Source organism: Enterobacter sp. HSTU-ASh6, assembly GCF_026319105.1.
Classification (GTDB): Bacteria; Pseudomonadota; Gammaproteobacteria; order Enterobacterales; family Enterobacteriaceae; genus Enterobacter; species Enterobacter sichuanensis.
In genome coordinates this window covers 1-20,189 of record NZ_WSPD01000028.1, presented here as the reverse complement: position 1 = coordinate 20,189, position 20,189 = coordinate 1, and the positions used below count along the sequence as shown (strand labels likewise).

The window sequence follows — 20,189 nt, the reverse complement described above, 5'->3', positions numbered from 1 at the left end:
ACGTGATTGATAAATCCGCCTTTATTCATCCTACCGCCATTGTGGAAGTGGGTGCCATCATTGGTGCTAACGCCCACATTGGTCCGTTTTGTATTGTTGGACCCCATGTCGAAATTGGTGAGGGTACAGTACTGAAATCTCACGTTGTGGTGAATGGTCACACGACCATCGGCTGCAATAACGAGATCTATCAGTTCGCCTCCATCGGCGAAGTTAACCAGGATCTTAAATATGCTGGTGAGTCGACCCGTGTGGAAATCGGCGATCGTAACCGTATTCGCGAAAGCGTCACCATTCATCGTGGAACAGTACAGGGTGGTGGGTTGACGAAGGTGGGCAGCGATAACCTGTTTATGGTTAATGCGCATATCGCGCACGACTGTACCGTGGGTGACCGCTGTATTCTTGCCAACAATGCCACGCTGGCAGGACACGTATCGGTTGATGACTTCGCAATTATTGGCGGCATGACCGCAGTCCATCAGTTCTGCATCATTGGTGCGCACGTGATGGTCGGCGGATGCTCCGGTGTGGCGCAGGACGTCCCACCTTATGTGATTGCGCAGGGCAACCATGCCACGCCGTTTGGCGTGAACATCGAAGGCCTCAAGCGTCGCGGTTTTAGCCGCGAAGCGATTACTGCCATCCGCAACGCGTACAAACTGCTGTACCGTAGCGGTAAAACGCTGGAAGAGGCGAAGCCGGAAATTGCCGAACTGGCGAAAAAGCACCCGGAGGTGAACGCGTTCATGGAATTCTTTGACCGTTCCACGAGGGGTCTGATTCGTTAATGGTCGACAGTCGTCCGCTTACGATAGCCCTGGTCGCCGGAGAAACCTCCGGCGATATTCTTGGTGCAGGTCTCATTCGCGCGCTGAAGGCGCGTGTCCCTGACGCTCGCTTTGTGGGCGTTGCTGGCCCGCTGATGCAGGCCGAAGGCTGTGAAGCCTGGTACGAAATGGAAGAGCTGGCCGTGATGGGCATCGTTGAGGTGCTGGGGCGGTTACGCCGTTTACTGCATATTCGTGCCGATCTCACCCGCCGCTTTACCGAGCTCAAACCCGATGTCTTTGTCGGTATTGATGCGCCTGATTTCAACATTACCCTCGAAGGGAATCTGAAAAAGCAGGGCATTAAAACCATTCACTACGTCAGTCCGTCCGTCTGGGCGTGGCGACAGAAACGTGTTTTCAAAATTGGGCGGTCCACCAACCTGGTGCTGGCTTTCCTGCCTTTCGAAAAAGCGTTTTACGATAAATTCAATGTTCCGTGCCGTTTTATCGGACATACCATGGCGGATGCGATGCCGCTGGATCCGGATAAAAACGCGGCGCGTGACGTGCTGGGTATCCCGCATGATGCGCACTGTCTGGCACTGCTGCCGGGCAGTCGTGGCGCAGAAGTGGAGATGCTTAGCGCGGACTTCCTGAAAACCGCGCAAATTCTGCGCAATACGTATCCCGATCTCGAAGTGGTTGTGCCGCTGGTGAATGCTAAACGCCGGGAGCAGTTTGAGCGTATTAAAGCCGAGGTTGCACCGGATCTCCACATCCATCTGTTGGATGGAAAAGGCCGGGAGGCGATGGTTGCGAGCGATGCTGCGCTGCTGGCCTCCGGTACGGCAGCCCTGGAGTGCATGCTGGCAAAATGCCCGATGGTGGTAGGCTATCGCATGAAGCCGTTCACGTTCTGGCTGGCAAAACGTCTGGTGAAAACGGAGTATGTCTCCCTGCCAAACCTGCTTGCCGGGCGCGAGCTGGTGAAAGAACTGCTGCAGGATGAGTGTCAGCCTCAGGCGTTGGCCGATGCGTTGTTACCGCTGCTCGCCAACGGCAAGACCAGCCACCAGATGCATGATACGTTCCGCGAACTGCATCAGCAGATCCGCTGTAATGCCGATGAGCAAGCGGCTGATGCGGTGCTGGAGTTAGCAAAATGATGGAATTTGTTTATCCTCACACCCACCTTGTGGCGGGCGTGGACGAAGTTGGTCGTGGTCCGTTAGTGGGGGCTGTAGTGACCGCTGCGGTGATCCTCGATCCGGCCCGTCCGATTATCGGGCTAAACGACTCTAAAAAATTGTCTGAAAAGCGGCGACTGGCGCTGTTTAGTGAGATTCAGGAGAAGGCGCTGGCCTGGAGCCTGGGACGTGCTGAGCCGCATGAAATAGACGAGCTGAATATTCTGCATGCCACGATGCTGGCGATGCAGCGTGCAGTCGCGGGTCTGAAAATTGCGCCTGAATATGTCCTGATTGACGGCAACCGCTGTCCGGCATTGCCCATGCCTTCCATGGCGGTTGTCAAAGGCGATAGCCGGGTCGCGGAAATCAGCGCAGCTTCTATTATTGCCAAAGTGACACGCGACGCCGAAATGGCCGCGCTGGATCTCACTTACCCTCAGTATGGCTTCGCCCAGCATAAGGGCTATCCTACAGCTTTCCATCTGGAAAGACTGGCTGAACATGGCGCAACCGAACATCACCGGCGCAGTTTTGGCCCGGTGAAACGCGCGCTGGGACGGGTGTCCTGAATCAATACGCAAGCAATTAAGTAACGCGGAATCTGAAGATGGCTGAACCACGTTTCGTACACCTGCGGGTGCATAGCGACTACTCCATGATCGATGGGCTGGCGAAGACCGGGCCGCTGGTAAAAAAGGCGGCCTCTCTTGGCATGCCTGCGCTGGCGATCACCGATTTTACCAACCTGTGTGGCCTGGTGAAGTTCTACGGAACGGCGCATGGCGCGGGGATGAAGCCGATCGTCGGCGCTGATTTTCACGTGCAGAGCGATCTCATCGGCGATGAAATGACGCAAATCTCCGTGCTGGCGATGAACAACACGGGATATCAAAACCTCACGCTGCTTATCTCAAAAGCCTATCAGCGCGGTTATGGCGCGTTAGGGCCGTGGATCGATCGCGACTGGCTGGCAGAGCTGAACGAAGGGCTGCTGCTAATCTCAGGCGGCCGTATGGGTGACGTCGGCAAATCCCTGTTGCGTGGCAATATGGCGCTGGTGGATCAGTGTGTGTCGTTCTATGAAGAGCACTTCCCGGATCGTTATTATCTGGAATTGATCCGTACCGGTCGTCCGGATGAAGAGCGCTATCTCCATGCCGCCGTGGCGCTGGCTGAAGAGCGCGGGTTGCCTGTGGTTGCCACCAACGATGTGCGCTTCCTTGAGGCCGGTGATTTTGACGCCCACGAAATTCGCGTCGCGATTCATGATGGCTTCACGCTTGACGATCCCAAACGTCCGCGCAACTACTCGTCGCAGCAGTATATGCGCAGCGAGGAGGAGATGTGCGAACTCTTCTCCGATATCCCGGAAGCGCTGGAAAACAGCGTTGAGATAGCCAAGCGTTGTAACGTTACCGTCCGCCTCGGCGAATACTTCCTGCCGCAGTTCCCGACGGGAGATATGACCACGGAAGACTTCCTGGTCATGAAATCAAAAGAAGGTCTGGAAGAACGTCTGGCATTCCTCTTCCCGGATGAAGAAGAGCGTAAAAAACGTCGTCCGGAGTATGACGAACGCCTGGATATTGAACTCCAGGTGATTAACCAGATGGGCTTCCCGGGCTACTTCCTGATCGTGATGGAGTTTATCCAGTGGTCGAAGGATAACGGCGTACCGGTCGGACCGGGCCGTGGCTCCGGTGCAGGCTCGCTGGTGGCCTATGCGCTTAAAATCACCGACCTCGATCCGCTGGAATTTGACCTGCTGTTCGAACGTTTTCTTAACCCGGAACGTGTTTCGATGCCCGACTTCGACGTCGACTTCTGCATGGAAAAACGTGACCAGGTTATTGAGCACGTGGCTGACATGTATGGCCGTGACGCGGTATCGCAGATTATTACCTTCGGTACGATGGCGGCAAAAGCAGTTATCCGCGACGTGGGCCGCGTGCTGGGGCATCCGTATGGTTTCGTCGATCGCATCTCTAAACTGGTGCCGCCCGATCCGGGCATGACGCTGGCGAAAGCCTTTGAAGCCGAGCCGCAACTGCCGGAAATCTACGAAGCGGACGAAGAGGTCAAAGCGCTGATCGACATGGCGCGTAAGCTGGAAGGCGTGACGCGTAACGCCGGTAAGCATGCGGGTGGGGTGGTTATCGCCCCTACCAAAATCACCGATTTTGCGCCGCTCTACTGCGATGAAGCGGGCCAGCATCCGGTAACCCAGTTTGATAAGAACGACGTGGAATACGCCGGACTGGTGAAGTTCGACTTCCTCGGTCTGCGTACGCTCACCATCATCAACTGGGCGCTGGAGATGATCAACGCCCGCCGCGAAAAGAACGGCGAACCGCCGCTGGATATCGCCGCTATCCCGCTGGATGACAAGAAAAGTTTCGACATGCTGCAGCGCTCGGAGACCACCGCGGTCTTCCAGCTTGAATCCCGCGGCATGAAAGATCTGATTAAGCGTCTGCAGCCTGACTGCTTCGAAGATATGATCGCACTGGTGGCGCTGTTCCGTCCGGGCCCGCTGCAGTCGGGGATGGTGGATAACTTTATTGACCGTAAGCACGGGCGCGAAGAGATTTCCTACCCTGACGTGCAATGGCAGCATGAAAGCCTGAAGCCGGTACTGGAGCCAACATACGGCATCATCCTGTATCAGGAACAGGTTATGCAGATTGCCCAGGTGCTCTCAGGCTATACGCTCGGCGGCGCGGACATGCTGCGTCGTGCGATGGGTAAGAAAAAGCCGGAGGAGATGGCCAAGCAGCGGTCCATCTTCGAAGACGGCGCGAAGAAAAACGGCATTGACGGCGAACTGGCGATGAAAATCTTCGACCTGGTGGAGAAATTCGCCGGGTACGGATTTAACAAATCCCACTCCGCCGCCTATGCTTTGGTTTCGTATCAGACGCTGTGGCTGAAAGCGCACTATCCCGCTGAGTTTATGGCGGCGGTAATGACCGCCGATATGGACAACACCGAGAAGGTCGTGGGGCTGGTGGACGAGTGCTGGCGTATGGGGCTGAAGATCCTGCCGCCGGATATCAACTCAGGCCTTTATCATTTCCACGTTAACGAGCACGGGGAAATTGTCTACGGGATCGGTGCGATCAAAGGCGTGGGCGAGGGGCCGATCGAGGCGATCATCGAAGCGCGTAACAACGGCGGTTATTTCCGCGAGCTGTTCGATCTGTGCGCCCGTACCGATACCAAAAAACTGAACCGCCGCGTGCTGGAAAAACTGATCATGTCCGGCGCGTTCGACAGGCTGGGGCCGCACCGCGCAGCGCTGATGAACTCCCTCGGGGACGCCCTGAAAGCGGCGGATCAGCACGCCAAAGCGGAAGCCATTGGCCAGGCGGATATGTTCGGCGTTCTGGCGGAAGAGCCGGAGCAGATCGAACAGTCTTATGCCAACTGTCTGCCGTGGCCAGAACAGGTGGTGCTGGACGGTGAACGTGAAACGCTGGGCTTGTACCTGACGGGTCACCCGATCAACCAGTACATTAAAGAAATTGAGCGCTATGTCGGAGGCTATCGGCTGAAAGACATGCATCCGACAGAACGTGGTAAAATCACCACGGCTGCGGGGCTCGTGATTGCTGCAAGGGTTATGGTCACCAAGCGCGGCAATCGTATCGGCATCTGTACGTTGGATGACCGTTCCGGGCGTCTGGAGGTGATGTTGTTCACCGACGCGCTGGATAAATACCAGCAATTGCTGGAAAAAGACCGCATACTTATCGTCAGCGGACAGGTCAGCTTTGATGACTTCAGTGGGGGGCTTAAAATGACCGCCCGCGAAGTGATGGACATTGACGAAGCCCGGGAAAAATATGCTCGCGGGCTTGCTATCTCGCTGACGGACAGGCAAATTGATGACCAGCTTTTAAACCGACTCCGTCAGTCTCTGGAACCCCACCGCTCGGGGACAATTCCAGTACATCTCTACTATCAGAGGGCGGATGCACGTGCGCGGTTGCGCTTTGGTGCAACGTGGCGTGTCTCTCCGAGCGATCGTTTACTGAACGATCTCCGTGGCCTCATTGGTTCGGAGCAGGTGGAACTGGAGTTTGACTAATACAGGAATACTATGAGTCTGAATTTCCTTGATTTCGAACAGCCGATTGCTGAGCTGGAAGCGAAAATCGATTCTCTGACAGCGGTAAGCCGTCAGGATGAAAAACTGGATATTAACATCGACGAAGAAGTGCATCGTCTGCGCGAAAAAAGCGTAGAGCTGACGCGCAAAATCTTTGCCGATCTCGGCGCATGGCAGGTAGCCCAGCTGGCACGCCACCCGCAGCGTCCGTACACCCTGGATTATGTCCGCCTGGCGTTTGACGAATTTGACGAACTGGCAGGCGATCGCGCATACGCTGACGACAAAGCTATCGTTGGCGGTATCGCGCGTCTGGACGGACGTCCGGTGATGATCATTGGTCATCAGAAAGGTCGTGAAACCAAAGAGAAAATCCGTCGTAACTTTGGTATGCCAGCACCGGAAGGTTACCGTAAAGCTCTGCGTCTGATGGAGATGGCTGAGCGTTTTAATATGCCAATCATCACCTTTATTGACACCCCGGGGGCATACCCTGGCGTGGGCGCGGAAGAGCGCGGTCAGTCTGAAGCTATCGCACGTAACCTGCGTGAGATGTCCCGTCTGAAGGTACCGGTCATTTGTACCGTTATTGGTGAAGGTGGTTCCGGCGGCGCGCTGGCGATTGGCGTGGGCGATAAAGTGAATATGCTGCAGTACAGCACCTATTCCGTTATCTCCCCGGAAGGCTGTGCGTCCATTCTGTGGAAAAGTGCCGACAAAGCGCCTCTGGCTGCAGAAGCGATGGGCATCATTGCGCCACGCCTTAAAGAGCTGAAGCTTATTGATTCCATCATTCCGGAGCCGCTGGGTGGTGCGCATCGTAAGCCGGAAGCGATGGCGGCTTCCCTGAAAGCACAGTTGCTGGCTGACCTGGCGGATCTTGATGTGCTGAGCACAGAGGATCTCCTCAATCGTCGTTACCAGCGTCTGATGACCTACGGTTACGCGTAAGCTTCACAATTATCTGAAAAGCCGCACAATGTTGCGGCTTTTTTTATACCTGCCGTTTACCTTAACTATGCTTAGCTAATGTTTTTCAAGGAGGTAAACCGTGAACATCATTGCCATTATGGGGCCGCACGGCGTCTTCTATAAAGACGAGCCCATCAAGGAGCTGGAGCAGGCCCTGCAGGCGCGCGGGTATCAGCTGATCTGGCCGCACAACAGCGCTGACTTGCTGAAGTTCATCGAGCACAACCCACGTATCTGTGGGGTGATCTTCGACTGGGATGAATATGACCTCGAACTGTGCAGCGATATCAACAAGCTGAACGAATACCTCCCGCTGTACGCATTTATTAATACCCACTCGACCATGGATGTCAGCGCCAATGATATGCGTATGGCGCTGTGGTTCTTTGAATATTCGCTCGGCGTTGCGGAAGATATTGCGACCCGTATTCAGCAATATACCGGTGAATATCTCGAAAATATTACCCCGCCGTTTACCCGCGCACTCTTCACCTACGTGAAGGAGGGCAAATATACCTTCTGTACGCCAGGCCATATGGCGGGGACAGCCTATCAAAAGAGCCCGGTGGGCTGCCTGTTCTACGACTTCTTCGGTGGCAACACGTTGAAAGCGGACGTATCCATTTCAGTCACTGAACTGGGCTCTCTGCTCGATCACACCGGCCCGCATCTTGAAGCCGAAGAGTACATCGCCCGCACCTTTGGTGCTGAGCAGAGCTATATGGTCACCAACGGTACTTCGACCTCGAACAAAATCGTCGGGATGTACGCTGCACCTGCTGGCAGCACTCTGCTGATTGACCGTAACTGCCATAAATCGCTGGCACACTTGCTCATGATGAGCGACGTCGTACCGCTCTGGCTGTCGCCCACGCGAAACGCGCTGGGTATTCTGGGCGGTATTCCACGGCGCGAATTTACGCATGATGCCATTGAAAGCAAGGTTGCGGCCGTCCCCGGTGCAAGCTGGCCTGTCCATGCGGTGATCACCAATTCAACCTATGACGGTCTGCTGTACAACACGGACTGGATCAAAAAGACGCTGGACGTGCCGTCGATCCACTTCGATTCCGCATGGGTACCGTACACCAATTTCCACCCGATTTACGCAGGGAAAAGCGGCATGAGCGGTGAACGCGTACCGGGCAAAGTGTTCTTCGAAACGCAGTCGACGCACAAAATGCTGGCGGCGTTTTCTCAGGCTTCGCTTATTCACATCAAAGGCGAGTACGATGAAGAGACCTTTAACGAAGCCTTTATGATGCACACCACTACCTCACCGAGCTATCCGCTGGTGGCTTCCATTGAAACGGCGGCGGCGATGCTACGTGGTAATCCGGGCAAACGTCTTATTAATCGTTCGGTGGAGCGGGCACTGCATTTCCGCAAAGAAGTTCAGCGGTTAAAAGAGGAAGCCGACGGCTGGTTCTTTGATATCTGGCAGCCGGAAGAGATTGATGAGGCGGCGTGCTGGCCGGTTTCACCCGGTGAAGGCTGGCATGGCTTCCGGGATGCCGATGGCGATCACATGTTCCTCGATCCGGTAAAAGTGACGATCCTGACGCCGGGTATGGATGAACAGGGCTGGATGAGCGATGAAGGGATCCCGGCCGCGCTGGTGGCGAAGTTCCTTGATGAACGGGGCGTGGTAGTGGAAAAAACGGGCCCCTATAACCTCCTGTTCCTCTTCAGCATTGGGATTGATAAGACCCGGGCGATGGGGCTGTTGCGCGGCCTGATGGAGTTTAAGCGCGCCTACGATCTCAACCTGCGGGTGAAGAATATGCTGCCGGATCTCTACGCGGAGGATCCTGATTTCTACCGCAATATGCGCATTCAGGATCTGGCCCAGGGGATCCACAGGCTGATCCGTCAGCACGATCTGCCGCGCCTCATGCTTCAGGCTTTTGATGTCTTGCCCGAGATGAAACTCACGCCGCACAACGCCTGGCAGCGCCAGGTGAAAGGGGAGGTTGAAACCGTCGAGCTGGAAAACCTGGTCGGACGCGTATCGGCTAACATGATCCTGCCTTACCCGCCGGGCGTACCGCTCCTGATGCCAGGAGAGATGATTACCGAAGCGAGCCGGGCCGTGCTCGATTTCCTGCTGATGCTCTGTTCAGTAGGACGTCACTACCCGGGTTTTGAGACGGATATTCACGGTGCGAAGCGCGATGAAAACGGTGTTTACTGGGTGCGAGTCCTAAAATAAAGGTGACCGCTTGCCAGGTGCGGGTTTTCGGTTGTAACGTTCAGGCATCATAAAAAGGAGAAGCTATGCTGGGTTTAAAAGCTGTTCATCATATTGCGATCATTGCGACCGATTACGCGAAAAGTAAGGCCTTCTACTGCGATATCCTCGGTTTTACGCTGATGAGCGAGGCGTACCGTGAGGAGCGTGACTCCTGGAAGGGCGATCTGGCGTTGAACGGGCAATATGTGATTGAGCTGTTCTCTTTTCCTTTTCCGCCTGCGCGTCCGTCCCGCCCGGAGGCCTGTGGGCTGCGTCATCTGGCCTTCAGCGTTGATGACCTGGATAACGCAGTCAAACATCTGGAAGCGCACGGCGTCGCGTGCGAGGCGATCCGTGTCGATCCGTTCACCGACAAGCGTTTTACCTTTTTCAACGATCCGGACGGTTTGCCGCTGGAGCTTTACCAGCAGTAATGTTTGTCCTGTGTGATAATGCCCGCTCCGTTCGGGCATTTTTTATGTGTAATTTCCTATGACCTTACCCGCAATCGCACAAGCCGTTTCACCCTACCGCCAGCTGCTGGTGGGGTTTAGCGGTGGTCTGGATTCCACCGTTCTGCTCCATCGTCTTAAATGCTGGCGCGACCAGGAACCCGATGTCGAGCTTCGGGCAATGCATATTCATCATGGATTAAGCCCTCACGCAGAGGCGTGGGTGGCGCACTGTGAAGCCTTGTGTGCAGCCTGGGCAATCCCACTGCTTGTGGAGCGCGTCACGCTTAAGGATGAGGGACTGGGCGTTGAGGCGCAGGCGCGTAAAGCCCGCTATGCTGCGTTTGCCGGCGCGCTACAGCCCGGCGAAGTGCTGGTCACGGCCCAGCATCTGGATGACCAGTGCGAAACCTTTTTGCTGGCGCTTAAGCGGGGCAGCGGGCCGGCGGGGCTTTCAGCCATGCCGGAGCGGGCTGAGTTTGCCGGGACGCAATTACTGCGCCCACTGCTTGGCGAAACGCGTGCGTCGCTGGAAGCCTGGGCACGAGAACATCAGCTGAACTGGATTGACGATGAGAGCAACCAGGATGACGGCTATGACCGTAACTTTCTGCGTTTGCGCGTTCTCCCGCTTTTGCGCGAGCGCTGGCCGCATTTTGCCGATGCGACAGCAAGAAGCGCCATACTGTGCGCAGAACAGGAATCATTGCTCGATGAGCTGTTAAGTGAAGAGCTGGCTGAACTGATCTCTGAAAATGGGGCGCTGGCAATTGCACCGCTGCAAGGGAGGAGCCCGGTACGTCGCGCAGCACTGTTACGACGCTGGCTGGCCTCGCATCACGCGGTGATGCCGTCGCGGGCAATGCTGAGCCGCATCTGGGACGAAGTCGCCCTGGCGCGGGAAGATGCTGCTCCTTGCGTACACCTGAACGGTTTTGACGTAAGACGCTTTAAAGGTGAGCTCTGGTGGGTAAAATCGATGCCTTCACTCACTGATGTGGTGCTCGACTGGTCTTCCCCTGACGCACCGCTGATATTGCCCTGTGAGATCGGGCGTGTAACTCTGGTGCCGTCTGGGCATGTGCGACTGCCTGCGTCAGGAGAGCCGGTAACCGTTCGCTTTAAGGCTGGCGGCATGCTGCATATCGTCGGGCGTAATGGGGGACGCAAGCTTAAGAAGATCTGGCAGGAGTGCAACGTGCCGCCGTGGCTGCGCGACACCACGCCGCTGCTGTTTTACGGTGAAACACTGATTGCTGCTGCGGGTGTTTTCATCACGGAAGCGGGGTGGTCGGAAGAGGGTGTCAGTTTTGAGTGGCAGAAAGCGTAACGGGCAGCCAGGCTGCCCGTTAGTCTCATCAGGATTCGCTCACCACGACGGTGCCGATTTGCGGGTGGCTGAAGCTGGCAATTTTATCCAGACGCAGCTCACGCGTCGCCCCGCCATCTTCCACTACCAGATATTCCACATTCTTGCGTGAAACCAGATCGCTGGCTTTCGCCTTCAACACTTCGCCATCTTTTAGCTCCAGCGTCAGTATTAAATGATGCTGGCAGGCGAGTTCGAGGTTGTCATAGTCATCACAATTGATGGGTTGATAGGTATCATTCATCGACATAATCGCTCACCAGTAAATTCGCCGCAGCATACGCTGCTTTTTCCCTGACCGACTCTGAAAGGCTCTCATCAGAGGCCACTTCATTAAGCACTTTCAATACACAGCCCAGCGCGTCCGGGACATACCCCAGATCTCCGCTGGCGATTTCCGCATACCGTTTGCGAATTAACTCACAATAATTGTTCACATCCCCTCCCGCCAGCGCACTGACTTACTGTGAGATCTCATTAAGCCTACGAAGATAAACTCGGTTTAGCAAGGTGACTATACCATACTCATTTAAGCAATATCAGAGCCTTGATAGCGGTGTATTTATCACCCCGTAACAGCCTTTTGCCGCTGTTTTCGCTACAATGTGCGCCTGAATCGAATGGAGTTCTCTCATGGCGCTGAAAGCGACAATTTATAAAGCAGTGGTCAATGTGGCCGATCTTGATCGCAACCAGTTTCTGGATGCGTCGCTGACCCTGGCTCGCCACCCTTCCGAAACCCAGGAGCGCATGATGCTGCGCCTGCTGGCGTGGATTAAGTACGCCGACGAGCGGCTGCAATTTACCCGTGGGCTAAGCGCTGAAGACGAGCCTGAAGCTTGGCTGCGCAACGATCATCTGGGTATCGATTTGTGGATCGAACTCGGTCTGCCGGATGAACGCAGAATGAAGAAGGCCTGCACCCAATCCGCAGAAGTGGCCTTATTCGCATATAATCAGCGCGCTGCGGAGATTTGGTGGCAGCAAAACAAGAGCAAGTGCGCACAATTTAAAAATCTTACGGTCTGGTATCTGGATGATGAGCAGCTGGCGCAGCTGAGCGAATTCGCTGGCCGGACCATGGTTTTGCAGGCGACGATTCAGGATGGCGCCATCTGGCTCTCTGATTCTCAGAATAATCTGGAAATTCATTTAACGGCGTGGCAGCCCGCGTCATGATCGTCTTGTCCCGAAACGTCAGCATCCCTGACAGCGAGCTGGAGATCACCGCCATCCGTGCGCAGGGGGCTGGCGGGCAGCACGTCAACAAGGCGTCGACGGCTATCCATTTGCGTTTTGACATTCGGGCCTCAAGCCTGCCAGAGTATTACAAAGAAAGCCTGCTCGCCGCCAGCCATCATCTCATTACCAGCGATGGTGTGATGGTGATTAAAGCTCAGGAATACCGCAGCCAGGAGTTAAACCGGGAAGCGGCAATAGCCAGGCTGGTGGCGGTCATCAAAGAATTAACGACGGTACAAAAAAGCCGTCGGGCCACGCGGCCAACCCGCGCATCGAAAGAGCGCCGGCTGTCCTCGAAGGCTCAGAAATCCACAGTGAAAGCACTACGCGGTAAAGTTCGTCGCCCGACAGAGTGACGAAAGGGAACACAATTTTCATAAGGAATTCATTGTGAAAAAAGCATTATTGTCAGCGCTGGCGGTGAGTACGCTGTTTGCGCTTTTTGGGTGTAACAACCGTTCTGAAACGCAGGTTTTGCAGCCCGCGCAGAATGAAGAGTTAAAGCCGATGCAGCAGAGCTGGCGCGGTGTATTGCCTTGCGCAGACTGTGAGGGTATTGAAACCTCTCTGTTCCTGCAAAAAGACGGAACCTGGGTGATGAATCAGCGCTATCAGGGCGCGAAAGAACCTTCGTCATTTGCGTCTTACGGGACATGGGCGCGAACGGCGGAGAAGCTGGTTCTGACGGATACCGCCGGCGAGAAAACGTATTTCCGCGCCAAAGGCGAGGGGATGGAGATGCTGGATCGCGAAGGCAATCCTATCGAATCCCAGTTCAACTATACGCTGGCGCCGGTAAAAGCGGCCCTGCCTGCGACGCCAATGGCAATGCGGGGTATGTATTTCTACATGGCGGATGCGGCGATATTCACCGACTGCGCAACCGGCAGGAAAGTCAGCGTGGCAAACAATGCGCAGCTTGAACGCGATTATGCCGTGGCGCGCGGCAATGACAGCAAGCCGGTATTACTGACGGTTGACGGTCACTTTACGCTGGAGCCCAACCCGGATAGTGGAGAGATGGTGAAAACGCTGGTGGCAGATAAAGACGCGAAGTTTGTCGCGGGCAAAGACTGTAACAGCAAATAAGCTGACGTTGAGCCATTAAAAAACCCCGCCTGAGCGGGGTTTTTTGTTTAGCCCTTGATGGCTTTAACCAGGTAATCAAGAATGTCGCCGGTCTTGATCATCTGTTTTTCGCCGCTGCGACGGTATTTGTATTCAATCTCGTCGCTGTCGAGGTTACGGTCGCCGATGACGACAGTGTGCGGAATACCGATCAGTTCCATATCGGCAAACATCACGCCTGGACGCTCTTTACGGTCGTCCATCAGCACTTCGATACCCTGAGCGCGCAGCTCGGCGTACAGTTTCTCGGCCAGCTCCTGCACACGGTAAGATTTGTGCATGTTCATTGGCAGAATAGCCACCTGGAACGGCGCGATGTTGTCCGGCCAGACGATGCCACGCTCGTCGTAGTTCTGCTCAATCGCCGCAGCCACCACACGCGTCACCCCGATACCGTAGCAACCCATGGTCAGGATCTGGTTACGGCCATCTTCACCCTGAACCGCGGCGTTCAGTGCACGAGAGTATTTATCCCCCAACTGGAAGATGTGACCGACTTCGATACCGCGTTTGATCATCAGAGTACCCTGGCCATCCGGGCTTGGATCGCCTGCGACCACGTTACGGATGTCTGCCACTTCAGGGGTTGCGACGTCGCGATCCCAGTTGATGCCGAAGTAGTGTTTACCGTCGATGTTCGCGCCCGCGGAGAAATCGCTCATCGCGGCTACCGTGCGGTCAATAACCACAGGTACTGGCATATTCACCGGACCCAGAGAGCCTGGACCTGCATTTACCACGGCACGGATTTCCGCTTCCGTTGCGAAGGTAAGCGGGCTGGCGACCTGCGGCAGCTTCTCTGCTTTCACTTCGTTCAGCTCGTGATCGCCACGTACCAGCAGGGCTACCAGCGGGTAAGCGCTTCCTTCGGTGGATTTCACCAGCAGCGTTTTCACGGTTTTTTCGACAGGCAGGTTGAACTGCTCAACCAGCTCGGCAATGGTTTTCGCGTTTGGCGTATCTACCAGCGTCATTTCCTGCGTTGCGGCAGCACGAGGTTCTTTTGGTGCCAGTGCTTCTGCAAACTCGATATTCGCCGCGTAGTCAGATGAGTCAGAGAAGATCACATCGTCTTCACCGCTCTGTGCCAGCACCTGGAATTCATGGGATGCGCTACCGCCAATGGAGCCGGTATCGGCCTGCACAGCACGGAAATCCAGCCCCATGCGGGAGAAGATTTTGCTGTATGCCTCGTACATTTTGTCGTAGGTCTCTTGCAGGGATTCCTGAGAGGTATGGAAAGAGTAGGCGTCTTTCATCAGGAATTCGCGAGAGCGCATTACGCCGAAACGTGGGCGAACTTCGTCACGGAATTTGGTCTGGATCTGGAAGAAGTTCAGCGGCAGCTGTTTGTAAGAGCTCAGCTCATTGCGAATCAGGTCGGTGATGACTTCTTCATGCGTTGGGCCGAGAACGAACGGACGCTCGCCACGATCGACAAAGCGCAGCAGTTCAGGACCATACTGTTCCCAACGACCGCTCTCCTGCCACAGGTCAGCGGGCTGAACCACAGGCATGGACACCTCGATAGCACCGGCGTTGTTCATCTCTTCACGCACGATGTTTTCGACTTTTTTCAGGACGCGCACGCCGGTCGGCAGCCAGGTGTATAACCCGGAGGCCAGCTTGCGGATCATCCCGGCGCGCAGCATCAGCTGATGGCTGATCACTTCGGCGTCGGCAGGCGTCTCCTTCAGAGTGGAGAGCAGATATTGGCTAGTACGCATGTTGTTACGGTTCCATTTCGACGATTGGAACAGGCTGAAACACCAGCCTGACACAAAAAAAGTGGTTTAGTTTACCAGTGTGGCAAAGATGCCAAAAGAGAGGAGAACAAAATTACCTGGGTTCAAGAGCAAACACTTCAAAACCTGCCCCGGTGACGCGCCAGCGAACGTTAAAATCGAGCAGCCAGACGGCGTACGTTTTTCCTGCTTCCTCTTCTTTACGGTAGGCCGGACGGGGGTCCTGCGCCAGCACTTCGGTGATGAAATTCCGCAAACGAGGATAGCGTTTCTCCAGCCGACTGAGCTGCGAGTCTATCTCAGGGGTAAACCAGACCGGCATGTCCGCCTGGGGGGCATCCTGAGCATAACTTGCGCGCGCGTTCGGGAGGGCTTCGGCAAAAGGCAAATAGGGTTTGATGTCGATAACCGGCGTGCCGTCAACCAGATCCAGGCTACCCAACTCGAGTACCACCTGATCTTTCTGGCAACGTATGCCTTTCAGCTCAACCAGCGACATGCCAACCGGGTTTGGACGGAAAGTCGAGCGAGTCGCAAATACGCCCATTCTCGCATTTCCGCCAAGACGAGGAGGACGCACGGTAGGACGCCAGCCGCCTTCCATCGTCTGGTGAAACACGAACACCACCCAGAGATGGCTAAAAGCATCGAGCCCGCGCACCGCATCAGCCTGATTGTAAGGGGCTATCAGGTGAAGCTCGCCGCTGCCGCTGGTAACAAGACCGGGCTGGCGGGGCACGGCGAACTTCTCTTTATAAGGAGAGTGGATGATGCCTATCTGCTCGAACTGAAATGCACTCATTTCGCCGTAATGTTCAGCGCAGATCCGATGCAGACCGCCTGACGGTAGCAGCCTGGTGTGCCGCTGGTCACTTCGCAGCTGTGCAGCAGGACCGCGTTGGCTTTCATTTTTGCCGCGTTAATCTGCATACGTTTACGCGCGGTCGGAATATTCGGTGGTGAGTCCTGATTGGTCGCCTGACAAGATTCACCGCTCACTTCACCCAGCTCACGGAACGGTTTACCAACGAGTTCGTCCGCCTTCGTGATGATGCGAACTGGCGCAGCGCGAACCACTTTCGGTTTCGCAGGCTCGGTTTTTGGCGGGGTTGCCGTGCTTTGAACAGGTTCAACGGGAGATCTGCTTAGCATAGAACAGCCGCTCAGCATGAGTGCTAAAAGACAGATCGGTAAAGCACGCATAATATTTCCTCAATGGATAATCAAAACGTCAGATATTGAATCAGTTGCCTGCACAAATGACAAGACGGGCATAAGCCCGTCCTGATGATATTACACTGAGGTGAGATTACCAGCCTTTAACCGCGCCTCCGTTAAACACTTTGTTGGCTTCCTGGTAAACTTCTTCAGACTGATAGGCCTGAACGAACTTTTTCACGTTTTCCGCGTCTTTGTTGTCTTCGCGAGTCACGATCAGGTTTACGTATGGGGAGTCTTTATCCTCAACGAAGATACCGTCTTTCGCTGGCGTCAGGCCAATCTGGCTGGCGTAGGTGGTGTTGATAACGGCCAGCGCAATCTGCGCATCATCCAGGGAACGTGGCAGCTGAGGCGCTTCCAGTTCCACAATTTTCAGATTTTTCGGGTTCTCGGTCACATCCAGAACGGTCGGCAGCAGGCCCACACCGTCTTTCAGTTTGATCAGGCCCACTTTCTGCAGGAGCAGCAGGGAACGGCCGAGGTTGGTTGGGTCGTTTGGCACGGCAACCTGAGAGCCTGGCTGCAGCTCGTCCAGCGATTTAATTTTTTTGGAGTAACCGGCGATTGGATACACGAAGGTGTTGCCTACTGCCACCAGTTTATAGCCGCGATCTTTGATCTGCTGATCCAGGTAAGGCTTATGCTGGAAGGCGTTCGCATCGATATCGCCTTTGCTCAGCGCTTCGTTCGGCAGAACATAATCGTTAAAGGTCACCAGCTCAACGTCCAGGCCATATTTCTCTTTTGCTACTTTCTGCGCGACTTCCGCGACCTGCTGTTCTGCACCCACGATAACGCCCACTTTAATGTGGTTTGGATCTTTTTCGTCCTGACCGCAACCCACCAGTGCCAGAGAGCCGATTAGCGCGCCTACTGCTGCAAAGGTCTTTAATTTAAACGCCATGTTTTATCCTTAACTCGTCGAGTTTGTGTTGTGTGTAACGTTATTTGTGCGTAACGGCCCGGACGATGCGATCGCCAGAGAACTGGATTAAATAAACCAGAACAACCAGCAATACCAGAACGGTATTCATCACGGTAGCGTTATATCCAATATAGCCGTACTGGTAACCAATCTGACCTAAACCACCGGCACCGACGGCACCGCCCATCGCGGAATACCCCACCAGGGTGATAAGCGTAATGGTCGCGGCATTAACCAGGCCCGGCAGTGCTTCAGGGAGCAGGACTTTGCGAACGATCTGCATTGGCGTGGCACCCATCGCGCGGGACGCTTCGATCAAACCGGTTGGAATCTCCAGCAGGGCGTTTTCCACCATACGAGCGATAAACGGCGCGGCACCGACGGTCAGCGGAACGATGGCCGCCTGCAGTCCGATAGAGGTCCCGACGATCACGCGGGTAAATGGAATCATCCACACCAGCAAAATAATGAACGGGATAGAACGGAAGATGTTTACCAGTGCAGAGAGCGTTCGGTACAGCTTCGCGTTCTCAATGATTTGACCCGGACGCGTCACGTACAGCAGCACGCCGACCGGCAGGCCAATGACAAAACCAAAAAAGCCAGAGACAAAGGTCATTGCCAGCGTTTCCCAAACGCCGCGAACCAGTAGCCACATCATCGGCTCAGACATAACCCAGTACCTCTACTTTTACGTGATGTTCTTGCAGCCAGGCAATGGCTGCCTGGGTTTCTTCTTGTGTGCCGTGCATTTCTGTCAACATGATGCCGAACTTCACGCCACCGGCGTAATCCATCTGCGCGCTGATGATGTTGTTGTTCACGTTAAACCGACGCGCGGTTTCGGAAAGCAGGGGAGCATCAACGGACTGACCGGTAAACTCCATGCGCAGCATCGGGACGCTTTCAGCTGTCGGTTCTGTTTTCAACCGTTCCAGATAATCTTCCGGAATATCCAGATGCAGCGTGGACTGGATGAACTGCTGCGCGAGCGGGGTCTTCGGATGGGAGAACACTTCGCTTACCGTGTCCTGCTCAATCAGTTCGCCGTTGCTGATCACCGCGACGCAATCACAGATGCGTTTCACGACGTCCATTTCATGGGTAATCAGAAGGATCGTCAGGCCCAGGCGACGGTTAATGTCCTTCAGCAGCTCCAGAATAGAACGCGTGGTGGCTGGGTCTAATGCGCTGGTGGCTTCATCGCACAGCAATACTTTAGGATTGCTGGCCAGCGCGCGGGCAATGGCCACACGTTGTTTTTGCCCACCAGACAGATTTGCCGGGTAACTATCATGTTTGTCGCCCAGACCGACAAGGTCGAGCAGTTCGGTGACGCGACGCTTCACTTCTTCTTTCGGCGTGTTATCCAGCTCAAGCGGCAGGGCGACGTTGCCGAAAACGGTGCGGGATGCCAGCAGATTAAAGTGCTGGAAAATCATGCCAATCTGACGACGCGCTTTAGTGAGTTCTTTCTCTGAAAGCGCGGTAAGCTCTTGCCCGCCAACTTCTACACTACCCTGGGTTGGGCGCTCAAGCAGGTTAACACAACGGATCAGCGTGCTTTTACCTGCACCCGATGCGCCAATGACGCCATAAATCTGACCAGCAGGAACATGCAGGCTGACGTTGTTCAGCGCCTGAATGGTTCGGTTCCCCTGCTGGAACACTTTGGTGATATTGGAAAGTTTAATCATTAGATTATTTTTATCGTATGTAAGTTAGCCGTGGCATTTTCTTCTGCCAGATACGGGTGATGACCGTAAACAAAACGGATGTTAAGGCATCCAGACGTCTAAATCAATCCAACTCTGTGCGATGGGCACTTTATTGCGCTGCGATTCATGAGATACTAGCTGAACATGCCTTTTTCAGGAGCAAACCGGTGGCAAAATCAGTACCCGCAATTTTTCTCGACCGTGACGGCACTATTAATGTGGATCACGGTTATGTTCATGAGATTGATGAGTTCGAGTTTATCGAGGGCGTAATAGAGGCAATGCGCCAGCTGAAAGAGATGGGTTATGCGCTGGTGGTGGTAACGAACCAGTCCGGTATTGCGCGGGGTAAATTCACCGAAGCGCAGTTCGAGACGCTGACCGAATGGATGGACTGGTCCCTGGCTGACCGTGGGGTGGATCTTGATGGTATCTATTATTGTCCGCACCACCCACAGGGGAGTGTAGAAGAGTATCGTCAGACCTGTGACTGCCGTAAGCCGCATCCGGGGATGTTCATCTCTGCGCAAGAGTTCCTGCACATTGATATGGCTGCTTCTTATATGGTGGGCGATAAACTGGAAGATATGCAGGCAGCAGCGGCTGCGGGCGTGGGCACCAAAATATTGGTTCGCACCGGTAAGCCAGTCACGCCAGAAGCGGAGAAAGCGGCGGATTGGGTGATTAATAGTCTGGCGGACCTGCCAAAAGAAATTAAAAAGCATCAAAACTAGTCTTTTTGGTGAAAAGATGAGCGGTTGAAATAAAAATGCATTTTTCCGCTTGTCATTCCTCGGCGGCCCCCTATAATGCGCCTCCATCGACACGGCGGATGTGAATCACTTCACAAACAGCCCGGTCGGTTGAAGAGAAAAAATCCTGAAATAACGGGTTGACTCTGAAAGAGGAAAGCGTAATATACGCCACCTCGCAACGGTGAGCGAAAGCCGCGTTGCAACTGCTCTTTAACAATTTATCAGACAATCTGTGTGGGCACTCAAAGTGACATGGATTCTTAACGTCCTCGGACGAAAAATGAATACCAAGTCTCAACGAGTGAACACGTAATTCATTACGAAGTTTAATTCATTGAGCATCAAACTTTTAAAT

The 20,189-nt window shown here is 54.6% G+C and carries 20 protein-coding genes; 12 read left to right on the top strand and 8 right to left on the bottom strand.

Features of this window, described 5'->3' with window-relative positions:
* Window positions 1-2 precede the first annotated feature (2 nt).
* The 8 genes from lpxA to tilS all read left to right on the top strand — a co-directional run bounded on the left by lpxA (window position 3) and on the right by tilS (window position 11,061).
* Window positions 3-791, top strand: coding sequence for an acyl-ACP--UDP-N-acetylglucosamine O-acyltransferase (lpxA, locus tag GM298_RS21710; RefSeq protein ID WP_025756822.1), 789 nt, complete (start codon window positions 3-5; stop codon window positions 789-791).
* Window positions 791-1,939, top strand: coding sequence for a lipid-A-disaccharide synthase (gene lpxB, locus GM298_RS21705; RefSeq protein ID WP_045285879.1), 1,149 nt, complete (start codon window positions 791-793; stop codon window positions 1,937-1,939). The genes lpxA and lpxB overlap by 1 nt, the downstream gene beginning before the upstream one ends.
* A complete protein-coding gene (rnhB, locus tag GM298_RS21700) occupies window positions 1,936-2,532 on the top strand; it encodes a ribonuclease HII (protein ID WP_025756824.1) in 597 nt (198 codons plus the stop codon). Before lpxB ends, rnhB begins: the two co-directional genes overlap by 4 nt.
* Window positions 2,533-2,570: 38 nt before the next feature.
* Complete coding sequence (gene dnaE, locus GM298_RS21695) at window positions 2,571-6,053, top strand: DNA polymerase III subunit alpha (RefSeq protein ID WP_094917980.1); 3,483 nt, start codon at window positions 2,571-2,573, stop codon at window positions 6,051-6,053.
* 12 nt (window positions 6,054-6,065) lie between these two features.
* On the top strand, window positions 6,066-7,025 hold the full coding sequence (gene accA / locus GM298_RS21690) for an acetyl-CoA carboxylase carboxyl transferase subunit alpha (protein WP_025756826.1): 960 nt from the start codon (window positions 6,066-6,068) through the stop codon (window positions 7,023-7,025).
* A 100-nt stretch (window positions 7,026-7,125) separates the two neighbouring features.
* A complete protein-coding gene (locus tag GM298_RS21685) occupies window positions 7,126-9,258 on the top strand; it encodes a lysine decarboxylase LdcC (RefSeq protein WP_266155280.1) in 2,133 nt (710 codons plus the stop codon).
* Between the two features lie 65 nt (window positions 9,259-9,323).
* Window positions 9,324-9,713, top strand: coding sequence for a VOC family protein (locus GM298_RS21680; RefSeq protein WP_266155279.1), 390 nt, complete (start codon window positions 9,324-9,326; stop codon window positions 9,711-9,713).
* A 58-nt stretch (window positions 9,714-9,771) separates the two neighbouring features.
* Window positions 9,772-11,061: a tRNA lysidine(34) synthetase TilS gene (tilS, locus tag GM298_RS21675; RefSeq protein WP_266155278.1), complete on the top strand. Its 1,290-nt coding sequence runs from the start codon at window positions 9,772-9,774 to the stop codon at window positions 11,059-11,061.
* A gap of 28 nt (window positions 11,062-11,089) precedes the next feature.
* Here the strand turns inward: tilS and rof are convergent, their stop codons facing one another.
* On the bottom strand, window positions 11,090-11,350 hold the full coding sequence (gene rof, locus GM298_RS21670) for a Rho-binding antiterminator (RefSeq protein ID WP_025756830.1): 261 nt from the start codon (window positions 11,348-11,350) through the stop codon (window positions 11,090-11,092).
* Window positions 11,337-11,537 (bottom strand): YaeP family protein, encoded by a 201-nt coding sequence (locus GM298_RS21665; RefSeq protein WP_008501889.1) that lies wholly within the window; start codon window positions 11,535-11,537, stop codon window positions 11,337-11,339. The genes rof and GM298_RS21665 overlap by 14 nt, the downstream gene beginning before the upstream one ends.
* A gap of 196 nt (window positions 11,538-11,733) precedes the next feature.
* Between GM298_RS21665 and GM298_RS21660 the strand changes: the two genes are divergently transcribed.
* From GM298_RS21660 to nlpE, 3 genes are read left to right on the top strand one after another with little or no spacing between them, the layout of a single operon-like run.
* Window positions 11,734-12,279: a YaeQ family protein gene (locus GM298_RS21660; protein WP_025756831.1), complete on the top strand. Its 546-nt coding sequence runs from the start codon at window positions 11,734-11,736 to the stop codon at window positions 12,277-12,279.
* Complete coding sequence (gene arfB, locus GM298_RS21655) at window positions 12,276-12,698, top strand: alternative ribosome rescue aminoacyl-tRNA hydrolase ArfB (RefSeq protein ID WP_023334585.1); 423 nt, start codon at window positions 12,276-12,278, stop codon at window positions 12,696-12,698. The genes GM298_RS21660 and arfB overlap by 4 nt, the downstream gene beginning before the upstream one ends.
* A 34-nt stretch (window positions 12,699-12,732) precedes the next feature.
* Entirely contained in the window at window positions 12,733-13,431 is a 699-nt protein-coding gene (nlpE, locus tag GM298_RS21650; RefSeq protein WP_025756832.1) for an envelope stress response activation lipoprotein NlpE, read from the top strand.
* 47 nt (window positions 13,432-13,478) lie between these two features.
* Here the strand turns inward: nlpE and proS are convergent, their stop codons facing one another.
* The 6 genes from proS to metN form a co-directional block, all read right to left on the bottom strand.
* The gene (gene proS / locus GM298_RS21645) at window positions 13,479-15,197 is read right to left on the bottom strand and encodes a proline--tRNA ligase (protein ID WP_045285883.1); all 1,719 of its coding nucleotides are present in this window, start codon (window positions 15,195-15,197) and stop codon (window positions 13,479-13,481) included.
* A 112-nt stretch (window positions 15,198-15,309) separates the two neighbouring features.
* The gene (gene tsaA, locus GM298_RS21640) at window positions 15,310-16,017 is read right to left on the bottom strand and encodes a tRNA (N6-threonylcarbamoyladenosine(37)-N6)-methyltransferase TrmO (protein WP_259564755.1); all 708 of its coding nucleotides are present in this window, start codon (window positions 16,015-16,017) and stop codon (window positions 15,310-15,312) included.
* Window positions 16,014-16,418 (bottom strand): Rcs stress response system protein RcsF, encoded by a 405-nt coding sequence (gene rcsF / locus GM298_RS21635; protein ID WP_025756835.1) that lies wholly within the window; start codon window positions 16,416-16,418, stop codon window positions 16,014-16,016. The genes tsaA and rcsF overlap by 4 nt, the downstream gene beginning before the upstream one ends.
* A gap of 106 nt (window positions 16,419-16,524) precedes the next feature.
* On the bottom strand, window positions 16,525-17,340 hold the full coding sequence (gene metQ, locus GM298_RS21630; RefSeq protein ID WP_025756836.1) for a methionine ABC transporter substrate-binding lipoprotein MetQ: 816 nt from the start codon (window positions 17,338-17,340) through the stop codon (window positions 16,525-16,527).
* Between the two features lie 40 nt (window positions 17,341-17,380).
* Window positions 17,381-18,034, bottom strand: coding sequence for a methionine ABC transporter permease MetI (locus GM298_RS21625; RefSeq protein ID WP_003856130.1), 654 nt, complete (start codon window positions 18,032-18,034; stop codon window positions 17,381-17,383).
* Window positions 18,027-19,058 (bottom strand): methionine ABC transporter ATP-binding protein MetN, encoded by a 1,032-nt coding sequence (gene metN, locus GM298_RS21620; protein WP_025756837.1) that lies wholly within the window; start codon window positions 19,056-19,058, stop codon window positions 18,027-18,029. The genes GM298_RS21625 and metN overlap by 8 nt, the downstream gene beginning before the upstream one ends.
* Before the next feature lie 188 nt (window positions 19,059-19,246).
* Here metN and gmhB point away from each other — a divergent pair, with 188 nt between their 5' ends.
* On the top strand, window positions 19,247-19,813 hold the full coding sequence (gene gmhB / locus GM298_RS21615; protein WP_025756838.1) for a D-glycero-beta-D-manno-heptose 1,7-bisphosphate 7-phosphatase: 567 nt from the start codon (window positions 19,247-19,249) through the stop codon (window positions 19,811-19,813).
* Window positions 19,814-20,189: the final 376 nt, after the last annotated feature.